The organism is Pseudomonas algeriensis, assembly GCF_048847255.1.
Taxonomy (GTDB): Bacteria; Pseudomonadota; Gammaproteobacteria; order Pseudomonadales; family Pseudomonadaceae; genus Aquipseudomonas.
Map to the genome: position 1 here is coordinate 95,373 of NZ_JBKKRK010000020.1, position 10,144 is coordinate 105,516.

Here is a 10,144-nt window from a genome sequence, read left to right on the forward strand (position 1 = left end):
GCCAACCGGCAAACACGATTGACGCAACACAGCCCCCACGAAGGCCGTTGATCCAACTTCCAAAACTCGCTCCACACGCAGCCCCAAAAAGGCTGCGTGCCCCCACTCGACCTCAACAAAGGTGAAATACAGATGAAAGCTTTATGGGTTCTGGTCCTCGGCAGCCTCTGCACCACCGCGATGGCTGACGAAACCCCGACCGATCTCGCGCAGCAAAAACCGGCTATCGAGGAGTACACCTACTCCAGCCACTTGGACATTGCCAAGGTCCTTTCCATGAGCACGATCCCGAACGTTTGCGAAGTGGTCCCGGCAACAATGGAATACGAAGACTCCAAGGGCCAACGCCACATCCTGCGCTACCGCGTGCTGGGCAACGGTTGTTCCGACAGCTGATCACAACCAGCAATCCCACGGCCCGATACCGATCGGGCCTGGTTGTGTCTGGAGCCACCAAAAAGCGCCAGAAAACACAACATGTAGTGCAAAAAGGCAAAAATCGATCATTTTGTGATCAAAAAAAGTCGTCGCCCTATCCATGCGAAAAAAAACTTCAGCGGCCAAAGCCTTGTAAACCCGCGCTCCCATGCGGATACGCCCCTCACCACCCCTCCCGTGAGCTATTTCGCCGCACCACGTAGGCAAAAAAGTCCTTATAATGCCGCCTTAAACGGGCCTGCAATATTCCCTTACAGGGATCACGCCAGCCTGGAGCCAACGCAGGGGGCAATCGCCTTCCCGCTCTACCGCCGCTCCGGAATGACCCGTACATTTTTCTGTTTATTGCCTGCGTCAGCTGCTGCAACAAACGATTTTTCAAGATCCACCGCGGCCAGTAGGCCTTATCGGGCATCTGGCCCTCACGCAGGAGACGACACGTCATGCTGAGCTGGGACGAATTCGACAAAGAAGACGGCGAAGTTGCCGTAAAAGGCGCCAACGCCGGCCACGCTTCTGAAGCCAACATGGACCGCCTCGACAGCGCCGGCGGTGCCGCCGCCCTCGAAGCCCGCGCCGTGACGGCCAGCGACTCGGCCGCGATCATTCGCGCCAAGGCGGCCCTCGACAAACTCGACGTCGCCGAAGGCCTCGCCGAACTCGAAGGCGCCTCCGCCCGTGTCGCCGTCGATGAAAAGCGCATGATCAACTGCCGCGCCGACCTCAACCAGCTCGTGCCATTCAAATACGACTGGGCCTGGCAGAAGTACCTGGACGGCTGCGCAAACCACTGGATGCCGCAAGAAGTCAACATGACCGCCGACATCGCCCTCTGGAAAAACCCGGAAGGCCTGACCGACGACGAACGCCGCATCGTAATGCGCAACCTGGGCTTCTTCTCCACCGCCGACTCCCTGGTTGCCAACAACCTGGTCCTGGCCGTGTACCGCCTGATCACCAACCCGGAATGCCGCCAGTACATCCTGCGCCAGGCGTTCGAAGAGGCGATCCACACCCACGCCTACCAGTACTGCATCGAATCGCTGGCCATGGATGAAGGCGAAATCTTCAACATGTACCACGAGATCCCATCGGTCGCGAAGAAAGCCGCCTGGGGCCTGAAATACACCCGTTCGATCTCCGATCCGAAGTTCGAAACCGGCACCCCGGAAACCGACAAAGAGCTGCTGCGCAACCTGATCGCCTACTACTGCGTTCTGGAAGGCATCTTCTTCTACTGCGGCTTCACCCAGATCCTGTCCATGGGCCGCCGCAACAAAATGACCGGCGTCGCCGAGCAGTTCCAGTACATCCTGCGCGACGAATCCATGCACCTGAACTTCGGCATCGACGTGATCAACCAGATCAAAATCGAAAACCCACACCTGTGGGACGCCGAGATGAAGGAAGAAGCGACCCAGATGATCCTGCAAGGGACCCAACTGGAAATCGAATACGCCCGCGACACCATGCCTCGCGGCGTGCTGGGCATGAACGCGGCGATGATGGAGGACTACCTCAAGTTCATCGCCAACCGTCGTCTGTCGCAGATTGGCTTGAAGGAAGAGTATCCGGGCACGACGAATCCGTTCCCTTGGATGAGCGAGATCATGGACTTGAAGAAAGAGAAGAACTTCTTTGAGACGCGGGTGATTGAGTATCAAACGGGTGGGGCTTTGAGCTGGGATTGATTCGAAAGGAAAATCCTAGGCTGCATGCGTCACTGAAAACCCCGTGAAAGCGGGGTTTTTTACATTCAAAACCAGGCTTGGTTCAGCGCATCCGATTTGGGGCGTTTGATGAGCAAGCACCTCGATGAACGCATGACCCGAAAGCTTGATCCTGTCCAGCGCCGGATCATGCTCGTGCATGTCCACGGCTTGACCGAAGAACGTGATGCTGAGCGAGTCAGGCGTCTATGCATTGCTGGTTTATCACTACTGCCCTGAAGATCGATTGCTGCGTGAGTGGATCACGCATCAGGTGGTGCCAACCCTGCGGGATGAGCGCTACTCCCATAAGGTGGAACGGCCTACGTTGAGCGTGTTGGATTGGCCGAAGATGTCGCTCTGCATGCTGCACTGGCAGGATGAGCCATGGATTCGCTTGCGGGATATGCCGGCGGTGTTGGTGGATGATCCGTTTAGCCAGCATGAATCCTGGTGGCGGAAAGCTTCTCGGATTTTGCGAGGGTTTTGAGCGTTCAATCGGAAGCCGTCGCCCGTGTTCGGGGGACGGCTTTTTGTTGGTCATATGGAATTGGGGCTGCTGCGCAGCCCAGCGGGAGCAAGCTCCCTCGCCACTGGCGTTGGTGATGTGGCTCGATTGCTGCTCACTCGCACAGGTTTTGCGATGTGTTGAAACAATATCAGAGCCCCGCTCCCTCACGGCCGCGTTCCCCGTCCCCATACTAGATGACGCTATCTGCAAGATTCAGGTTTTTGACACCTATACCACTGAGTGGTAGCTTTACACATCAAAGGGAAAGCTTATGCCAATGAGGGTATTCAAAACGAAGACCTTTGCTGCTGCAGCAAAGAAGGCAACGATCACAGATGCTGCTCTCTGCAAGGCGGTGCAGGAGGTAGTGAACGGACAAGCCGATGATTTGGGCGGAGGCGTCTGGAAAAAACGCCTCAATAAAAATCGTCACCGCTCGATCATCCTTGCCAAGGGTCGTAGCTATTGGGTTTATCAGTTTCTGTTTGCTAAGAAAGACCAGGACAACATCACTGAAAAAGAGCTGGCCGCGTTTAAGATGCTTGCTGATGCCTATAAAGGCTTGAGCAAGGAGCAAGTCCAGCATCTGCTGGATGGAAAAGAATTTTTGGAGATATGTAATGGCGAAAAAATTCAAAAGTGAGGCTTTCGAGTCGATTCATAGCTCGGCTGAGGCACTGCTGAAAATCGGCGCTATCGACAAGGCCACCATGCGGGAATTCGATGAGACCTGCATTGCTGAGGTGCCTGCTGAGATCCCACCTGCCCAGATCAAGAAAATTCGTCTGCGCAGTCACGTCAGTCAGCCGGTTTTTGCCCGCTACCTGAACACAAGCGCATCGACAGTTAAGCAGTGGGAAGCCGGCGACAAACGTCCAGGAGGGATGGCCCTTAAGCTGCTCAGTATCGTGGAAAAACACGGTATCGAAATACTGGCCTAGCAGGCACGGAGCCGGAGACGAACTGACGACCGAAGGTGTGAAAAATCCACCGGACAACAATCAAAAACCACCGCAAGATTAAATTGAGCCCCTGTAGGGGGCTTTTTCATGAATGAACCTGCCCACCAGCTCCGAGACAGGCCATACACTTATTCGGTCGCCTCCTTGTCACCAGCGTCCTTCCCAGTAACTCGTGGAGCGGCAACTATCCCGAGCTATCTAGCGACTTACGTTTAGGATTGGCGCCGCGAACGGGCATTCTGGCGTCCATTTTTCTCTGTTCAGGAGGCGGCGCGTAAAGGTTTGTGGCAGCCTTGGTCAGCCCCAGTCGCAGCCCGAACTTTCTCAGAATAGCTTCGAGGGTATTGATGGTCGGGTTACCCTTGTCCTTCTCGATCTGGTACAGGGCCTTGGTCGACATCTTGCACATGGCAGCAAGGTCTCCTGATCCAGTCCGGTCACCTCAAGCCGTAGCCGGCGAACAGCGGTTCCCAAGGTTTCGATCCCCGTCACATGCTGTATGACGATATCGTCAATAATTTCCCTGCGCCGTTCACCGGTATTCTTTTTCATCGAAGTTTCTTATTCGCTGTTTCCGGCAGTATATTGCCGATTATCTGAAAGGTCAGGGTATAACCGGCATTATGATACCGATTCATACAAGTTTGGGGCCGTAAAACCGGGGGACCGATTTGCAGCCCAACGGGAGCAAGCTCCCTCGGCACTGGTTAATGTCAGGGCACAGGTGGGTAGCAAGTTTGATGGTCGGGTTGGTTTTGGGAATCGCGAGCAAGCTCTCCCACAGGAGCTTTGTGATGGGTTGAAACTTTGGGTGCATCCCGCCCTGCCCTTCGGTATTAATACACCTCCTCTCACCGACCCGAGCCCCGATGAAATTCGACACCGCCTATTGCCTCAGCCTCGATGCCAAGCTTTCGATCTATGACGTTCGGGACCTGAATTTCGACGAGACCATGGCCTTCGATTCGGCCAAGGAGCGCTTTCAGTGCCCCAACGATGCCTGTCGGGCGGCGTTTGATGAGGGGAATCGGCTGACGACGTTCAATGCCAAGAACGTCAATTACATCCGCACGCCGCATTTCAAGAATCAGCCGACGACCCAGCATATCGAAGGCTGCCCTTATGTCAGTCCGAAAACGCCAGGGCTTGATGCGCAAAGCGTTGAAGCAGATGACGACCGCGAGGAGCATTTTCCGTCGGAGTTGTTACTGACTCGGCGTCAGTACGTGCGCAAGCCGTCCGCCCCGTCTGACAACGTTGAAGCGAATCGGCCTACGCTCTCATCCGTATCTTCCCACGGTGATAACGCTCATTCCGCGCAGGATTCAACACCGGACAAAACCAGTGTCTTCGCCCACCCGGTGGAATGTTTCGTTTCGAATTTCGATAACAAGGACCTGCTCAAGCGCATGCCGTTGAAGATTGGCGAGCACACGGCGCCCTACGGATCGTTCTTCAAGAAGATCGAGTATTTGCAGGACAATAAGGGCTTGATTTACTGGGGCAAGATCAAGGAGATAAAGGATTACACCCTGAGCTTTCGCATCGACTTCGAAGCAAAGGTCTGGTTCAAGCAGCCGGACGAGGCGAAGAAAAAACCTTACTCGGTCAACGCTTACCTGAGCAAGAAGCTGATCGATAACTACCGCAAGCGCAAGGCGTTCCTGGCAGAGATCAAGCACGCCATCGACAGTGATGCGCCGTTGTATTGCTTCTTTTATGGCGTCACGCCGGAGTTGAAGCAGGTGCCGAGCAAGAAGAACCCCGAAGAAACGTTCGGGGTGTTCAGTGCCAATATCGAGAACCTGGATCACTTCATTATTCGGGAGGCGCCGGGGTTGGCTGAAGACTGATCCGGCTGAAGGCCCGTACGAGCCTGCGTAAACCCATTGCCCTGGACCTGGGCTATGACAGCCCAGCGGCGTTTTCCACCATGTTTCGCTGGACGCTTAGCCATGCTCCGAGCACCTGGCTGGAGATGACCGCCGGTCATTGATCAAAAAAATGAGATTGATCGGGACTCAAAACAACTGTACAAAAACACAGTATTTTCGAATCCCACAGCTTTGGAGCACCCCATGGCCTCTCTCGCAATCAAAACCACCCTGGAACGCATCGCTGTCTATCAATTCACCCCCGCCCACAGTGCGCAGGCCCGAGCCATGCTGGGCTGGAGTGTCGAGGAGTTGTCCCGGCAATCCGGCGTCTCGGTCAAGGCCATCCGCCGCTTCGAGGCCGGTGGCGAGTTGCTAGACGTGACCCGCCTGGCCTTGGCGTTTCGTCTGGAAGCCGAGGGTCTGGTGTTCTTCCCTGGCTTCGCACCGGGGCGCGGCATGAACATCAAGGGCGCGACGCCAGACCCTATGGGGCGGCCCGATTACGGGATGATCGAATAACATCGACTTGCGCAGGTGCTAGGCAATACCGGCTTGGTCCTGATATGCCGAGGGCTTCACGTCTAGCCACCAGGCGCGGCCACGTTGCGGTTGCGTCAGGGTGAAGGCTTCGCCCATTTGCGGCGTGGTGATACAAACGTTGCGTTCCGCGGCCAGGGCCAGGATGCGATTGAAAGGCTCATACCAGGCATGCATCGCCAGGTCGAATGTGCCGTTGTGGATTGGCAGTAGCCAACGGCCCTTGAGATCGATATGGGCCTGCAAGGTCTGCTCCGGCTGCATATGGACATGGGGCCAATCCACGTTATAGGCGCCGGTTTCCATCAGCGTCAGGTCAAAAGGGCCGTATTGCTCGCCGATGCGCTTGAAACCTTCGAAGTAACCGGTGTCGCCGCTGAAGAAGATTCGCGTGTCGCCATCGATCATTACCCATGAGGCCCACAAGGTGCTGTTGCTGTCGAACAGGCCTCGACCGGAAAAATGTTGGGAAGGCGTGGCGATGAAATCGATACCGTCCACCTCGGTGCCCTGCCACCAGTCCAACTGGCGCACCTTGCCGGCGTCGACGCCCCATTTGACCAGAGTGTCGCCCACGCCCAGGGGCGCCAGGAAGTGACGGGTCTTGGCCGCCAGCTTGAGAATGGCTTGATGGTCGAGGTGGTCGTAATGATCGTGGGACAGGATCACCGCTTCGATCGGCGGCAATTCTTCCAGGCTGATGGGTGGTTGATGAAAACGCTTCGGGCCGGCCCATTGCACGGGTGAAGCACGCTCGGAGAACACCGGGTCGGTCAGCCAGAACTTGTCCCGCAGCTTGAGCAGCACCGTGGAATGACCGAGGCGGAAGGCGCTGTGATTCGGCGCGGCCAGCAGCGCGGCTCGACTCAACGGTTGTACATCGATGGCGCCCGCAGGACGGGTGGAGCGGGGCTTGTGGAAAATCATGTTCCAGATGATGCGCAGGGTCGTGCCAAATCCTTCACGCGGCGTGAAGACATGGTTGCGATATTTGCCCTGGTCTTGCCGCGAGGACTCATGGGCAGGAGGATGGTTGGTCGAACAAGAGGGATGGGTCATGGTGCGATAACTCCAGGGCGTCCGCACGTATGCGCTTCGCCGTTGCGGGACGCTGAATGGCCGTTGCATGTACGCTCAGCCGCCTTATTCAAAACTACACCACTCGGTGTAGTTTCCAGATTGCATGAATCGAAAGAGCAAGTAAACTACCGAGTGTAATTTTCCTTTGCCGACGAACTGCCCATGACCGCACCGCAGCGCCTTACCGAGCGAAAACGCGAAGCCATTCTCCAGGCCGCGATTGCTGAATTCCGCAACAGCGGTTTCGAAATCACCAGCATGGACAAGATCGCGGCGACGGCAGGCGTGTCGAAGCGCACGGTGTACAACCACTTTCCAAGCAAGGAAGAACTGTTTGCCGAAATCCTGAATCGGTTATGGAACAGCATCACCGCAGAACAGGACATGCCCTACAGCCCGCAAACGCCGCTACGGGAGCAGCTTCAAACGTTGCTGCAAGCCAAACTGCAATTGCTGGCGAACGAGAATTTTCTCGACCTGGCGCGCATCGCCATCGCCGCAACCATTCATTCCCCGGAGCGAGCCCAGGACATGGTGTCGCGCATGGGGCAGCGCGAGGAAGGCCTGGCTGCCTGGATTCGCCAAGCCCAGGCCGATGGCCGCTTGAAACCCGTGGAGCCGGCATTTGCCGCCCAACAGATGCACGGGTTGCTCAAGACGTTTGCGTTCTGGCCACAGGTGTCGATGGGGCAACCGAGCCTGACCCAGGAGGAACAAACCCACGTGATCGAATCGGCCCTCGACATGTTCCTGAATCGGTACCAAGCCTGAACCTCAGCCCCACCGCAAATTGCGCCCCAATTCATCGAACAAGGTCACCACCGAACGCAAGGCCCGGCAGTCCGGACGGGTCAGCAGCCACAGCGCCGTGTCGTAACCCTCCAGCGGTTCGCCCAAAGGCATCAGGCCCTTGCCTTCATCGATCAAGAAGTCCGGCAGCGCCGCAACCCCCAGGCCGGCCCGCACCAGCTCGGTGACCGAGAGCATGCTGTTACAGCGATAGGCGGGCACCACGCCGGGTAGATGCTGGCGACGCCAGGCCACCGTGGGGTGGTCGGGGAGGAAATCATCCGGCGCGATCCAGGTCATGGCGGCCAGGTCATCTGCATTCGCCGCGCGAAGATACGTAGCGCCGGCGCATACCCGGTAAGCCACATGACCCAGGTTGCGACCGACCAGGTGTTCCGGCGGTGTACGGGTCAGTCGCAACGCAATGTCGGCATCGCGGCGGCTGAGGTTGGCGAAGTCGTTCGAAGTGCTCAACTCAAGACTCAACGCCGGATAAGCGGGCATGAAACGCGCCAGCGCCGGCAGCAACAACGTTTGCAGGACTGAGTCGCTGCAGGTCAGGCGTACCGTCCCGCTAATCACCTCACCGCCCTGCTCCACGCCCACTCGCGCCGCCTCCAACGCCTGCTCGGCGCGCTCGGCTTGTTCGGCCAACGCCTGGGCCAGGCTCGTGGGCAAATATCCAAAGCGGCTTTTTTCAAACAAGGGCAGGCCCAAGGCCGCCTCCAGCCGACGTACCGAACGAAACACCGTGGACACGTCCACCTGCAGGAGGCGAGCGGCCCGGGACAGCGAGCCGCCACGGACCAGCGCGAGGATCAGGGATAGATCGGGGTAGTCCAGACGATAGTGCGTCGCTGCATTGATCACTTGGGTGAACGCCAATATTGATTGCGTGAACGCCAATCTATAGTGGCCACCAGGAATCAACAAGCGGCGAGCCTCCCATGGATAAACAACGTCCTTTAAACATCGCCCTGATCGGCGATCACGACCCTCAAATCACCGCTCACCGGGCGATCCCCCTCGCACTCGAGCTCGCGGGCAAGCAAACCAGCCATGAAATCCGCTTCCAATGGCTGGGAACGTCGCACATCACCAACACCGCCGTGCTGGAGGATTTCGACGGTGTCTGGTGCGTACCCGGCAGCCCGTACCAACATGAAGAAGGGGCCTTACGGGCCATTCGTTTTGCCCGCGAACAGCGTCGGCCTTTCCTCGGCACCTGCGGCGGTTTTCAGCATGCGGTGCTGGAATACGCCCGCAACGTGATGGGCTGGGCCGACGCCGTCCACGGCGAAACTTCCCCCGAAGCTGAACGGGCACTGTTGACGCCGCTGAGCTGTGCGCTGGTGGAAACCATCGACAGCCTTCAACTCGATGCGGAGTCGTTGATTGCCAAGGCTTACGGCCGCCGGACGGTATCGGAGGGCTACCATTGCCGTTTTGGCGTCAACCCGGATTTGGAAAAGGATTTGTTGAATCAGCGGCTGCACGCCGTTGCCCGGGATTCGGACGGCGGCCTGCGAGCGGTTGAACTTCAAGGCCATCCGTTTTTTGTCGCGACGCTGTTCCAGCCTGAACGCGCAGCATTGGAAGGCCGCGTGCCGCCGCTGGTCAGCGCGTTTGTCGAAGCCTGCGCGGAGGAAAGGACATGAGCGCCCATTATTACGCCGTGATTTTCACTTCCCTGCGTACCGACGGGGACCAAGGCTACGCCGAAGCCGCCGAGCACATGTTGACCCTTGTCCAGGAGCAACCCGGATTTCTCGGCATCGAATCAGCCCGTGGCGACGACGGCCTGGGAATCACCGTGTCCTATTGGCGCGATGAAGCTGCAATCCTGGCGTGGAAGCAGCATCCTGAACACAGCGCGATCCGTGAGCGAGGCCGCGCGACCTGGTATGCCCATTGCCAGACGAGGGTGTGCAAAGTCGAACGGGACTATGCCTTCCAACGCCAGACTTGATATCGGCCACAAAACCAGTGGGGGCGAGCTTGCTCGCGATGGCGGTGTGTCAGTCACGATGATGCTGGCTGATCCACCGCTATCGCGAGCAGGCTCGCTCCCACACTATTCCCCGGTGGTCACACCTTCGTTGTTCAGCACCAATTCCTAGTGGGAGCGAGCTTGCTCGCGATGGCGGCGTGCCGGTCACGATGATGCTGGCTGATCCACCGCTATCGCGAGCAGGCGCGCGCCCCCCCCAACAAACCCGGGGTCACCCCCACGGGTGGGGG

12 protein-coding genes and 2 pseudogenes are annotated in these 10,144 nt (G+C 57.7%); 11 read left to right on the forward strand and 3 right to left on the reverse strand.

The features are described 5' to 3' along the window. The first annotated feature begins 132 nt into the window (after positions 1-132). The 5 genes and pseudogenes from ACLK1G_RS23080 to ACLK1G_RS23100 all read left to right on the forward strand — a co-directional run bounded on the left by ACLK1G_RS23080 (position 133) and on the right by ACLK1G_RS23100 (position 3,599). The gene (locus tag ACLK1G_RS23080; protein ID WP_420767509.1) at positions 133-396 is read left to right on the forward strand and encodes a DUF2790 domain-containing protein; all 264 of its coding nucleotides are present in this window, start codon (positions 133-135) and stop codon (positions 394-396) included. A gap of 485 nt (positions 397-881) precedes the next feature. After that, positions 882-2,129 (forward strand): ribonucleotide-diphosphate reductase subunit beta, encoded by a 1,248-nt coding sequence (locus ACLK1G_RS23085; protein ID WP_024776511.1) that lies wholly within the window; start codon positions 882-884, stop codon positions 2,127-2,129. A gap of 63 nt (positions 2,130-2,192) precedes the next feature. Next, positions 2,193-2,637 (forward strand): annotated as a pseudogene (locus ACLK1G_RS23090) (BRO-N domain-containing protein); the annotation flags it as partial. A 292-nt stretch (positions 2,638-2,929) separates the two neighbouring features. Then, entirely contained in the window at positions 2,930-3,301 is a 372-nt protein-coding gene (locus ACLK1G_RS23095; protein ID WP_420767510.1) for a type II toxin-antitoxin system RelE/ParE family toxin, read from the forward strand. Beyond that, positions 3,279-3,599 carry a helix-turn-helix domain-containing protein gene (locus tag ACLK1G_RS23100; RefSeq protein ID WP_046062559.1) on the forward strand — a complete coding sequence of 107 codons (321 nt, stop codon included), beginning with the start codon at positions 3,279-3,281 and terminating at the stop codon, positions 3,597-3,599. Before ACLK1G_RS23095 ends, ACLK1G_RS23100 begins: the two co-directional genes overlap by 23 nt. A gap of 205 nt (positions 3,600-3,804) precedes the next feature. On the opposite strand, the gene ACLK1G_RS23105 is transcribed toward ACLK1G_RS23100, so the two are convergent. Further along, positions 3,805-4,029 carry a hypothetical protein gene (locus ACLK1G_RS23105; RefSeq protein WP_420767511.1) on the reverse strand — a complete coding sequence of 75 codons (225 nt, stop codon included), beginning with the start codon at positions 4,027-4,029 and terminating at the stop codon, positions 3,805-3,807. Positions 4,030-4,489: 460 nt separating this feature from the next. On the opposite strand from ACLK1G_RS23105, the gene ACLK1G_RS23110 reads away from it, so the two are divergent. The 3 genes and pseudogenes from ACLK1G_RS23110 to ACLK1G_RS23120 all read left to right on the forward strand — a co-directional run bounded on the left by ACLK1G_RS23110 (position 4,490) and on the right by ACLK1G_RS23120 (position 6,016). Next, on the forward strand, positions 4,490-5,473 hold the full coding sequence (locus ACLK1G_RS23110; protein ID WP_420767512.1) for a hypothetical protein: 984 nt from the start codon (positions 4,490-4,492) through the stop codon (positions 5,471-5,473). 35 nt (positions 5,474-5,508) lie between these two features. Continuing rightward, positions 5,509-5,616: pseudogene (locus ACLK1G_RS23115) on the forward strand (helix-turn-helix domain-containing protein); the annotation flags it as partial. 82 nt (positions 5,617-5,698) lie between these two features. Next, complete coding sequence (locus ACLK1G_RS23120; protein WP_420767513.1) at positions 5,699-6,016, forward strand: helix-turn-helix domain-containing protein; 318 nt, start codon at positions 5,699-5,701, stop codon at positions 6,014-6,016. Between the two features lie 18 nt (positions 6,017-6,034). Here ACLK1G_RS23120 and ACLK1G_RS23125 read toward each other — a convergent pair whose 3' ends face one another. Further along, positions 6,035-7,093: an MBL fold metallo-hydrolase gene (locus ACLK1G_RS23125; protein WP_420767514.1), complete on the reverse strand. Its 1,059-nt coding sequence runs from the start codon at positions 7,091-7,093 to the stop codon at positions 6,035-6,037. A gap of 183 nt (positions 7,094-7,276) precedes the next feature. On the opposite strand from ACLK1G_RS23125, the gene ACLK1G_RS23130 reads away from it, so the two are divergent. Next, entirely contained in the window at positions 7,277-7,885 is a 609-nt protein-coding gene (locus ACLK1G_RS23130) for a TetR/AcrR family transcriptional regulator (protein ID WP_420767515.1), read from the forward strand. A gap of 3 nt (positions 7,886-7,888) precedes the next feature. On the opposite strand, the gene ACLK1G_RS23135 is transcribed toward ACLK1G_RS23130, so the two are convergent. Then, positions 7,889-8,836 carry a LysR family transcriptional regulator gene (locus ACLK1G_RS23135; RefSeq protein ID WP_420767516.1) on the reverse strand — a complete coding sequence of 316 codons (948 nt, stop codon included), beginning with the start codon at positions 8,834-8,836 and terminating at the stop codon, positions 7,889-7,891. A 14-nt stretch (positions 8,837-8,850) separates the two neighbouring features. On the opposite strand from ACLK1G_RS23135, the gene ACLK1G_RS23140 reads away from it, so the two are divergent. Beyond that, the gene (locus ACLK1G_RS23140) at positions 8,851-9,561 is read left to right on the forward strand and encodes a CTP synthase C-terminal region-related (seleno)protein (RefSeq protein WP_420767517.1); all 711 of its coding nucleotides are present in this window, start codon (positions 8,851-8,853) and stop codon (positions 9,559-9,561) included. Further along, complete coding sequence (locus tag ACLK1G_RS23145) at positions 9,558-9,872, forward strand: antibiotic biosynthesis monooxygenase family protein (RefSeq protein WP_420767518.1); 315 nt, start codon at positions 9,558-9,560, stop codon at positions 9,870-9,872. Before ACLK1G_RS23140 ends, ACLK1G_RS23145 begins: the two co-directional genes overlap by 4 nt. The last annotated feature ends 272 nt before the right edge of the window (positions 9,873-10,144 follow it).

What these genes read in the sequence shown, in the direction of transcription:
- ACLK1G_RS23080 (WP_420767509.1), top strand. Translation starts at nt 133, where the DNA reads ATGAAAGCTTTATGGGTTCTGGTCCTCGGCAGCCTCTGCACCACCGCG.
- ACLK1G_RS23085 (WP_024776511.1), top strand. Translation starts at nt 882, where the DNA reads ATGCTGAGCTGGGACGAATTCGACAAAGAAGACGGCGAAGTTGCCGTA.
- ACLK1G_RS23095 (WP_420767510.1), top strand. Translation starts at nt 2,930, where the DNA reads ATGCCAATGAGGGTATTCAAAACGAAGACCTTTGCTGCTGCAGCAAAG.
- ACLK1G_RS23100 (WP_046062559.1), top strand. Translation starts at nt 3,279, where the DNA reads ATGGCGAAAAAATTCAAAAGTGAGGCTTTCGAGTCGATTCATAGCTCG.
- ACLK1G_RS23105 (WP_420767511.1), bottom strand. Translation starts at nt 4,029, where the DNA reads ATGTGCAAGATGTCGACCAAGGCCCTGTACCAGATCGAGAAGGACAAG.
- ACLK1G_RS23110 (WP_420767512.1), top strand. Translation starts at nt 4,490, where the DNA reads ATGAAATTCGACACCGCCTATTGCCTCAGCCTCGATGCCAAGCTTTCG.
- ACLK1G_RS23120 (WP_420767513.1), top strand. Translation starts at nt 5,699, where the DNA reads ATGGCCTCTCTCGCAATCAAAACCACCCTGGAACGCATCGCTGTCTAT.
- ACLK1G_RS23125 (WP_420767514.1), bottom strand. Translation starts at nt 7,093, where the DNA reads ATGACCCATCCCTCTTGTTCGACCAACCATCCTCCTGCCCATGAGTCC.
- ACLK1G_RS23130 (WP_420767515.1), top strand. Translation starts at nt 7,277, where the DNA reads ATGACCGCACCGCAGCGCCTTACCGAGCGAAAACGCGAAGCCATTCTC.
- ACLK1G_RS23140 (WP_420767517.1), top strand. Translation starts at nt 8,851, where the DNA reads ATGGATAAACAACGTCCTTTAAACATCGCCCTGATCGGCGATCACGAC.
- ACLK1G_RS23145 (WP_420767518.1), top strand. Translation starts at nt 9,558, where the DNA reads ATGAGCGCCCATTATTACGCCGTGATTTTCACTTCCCTGCGTACCGAC.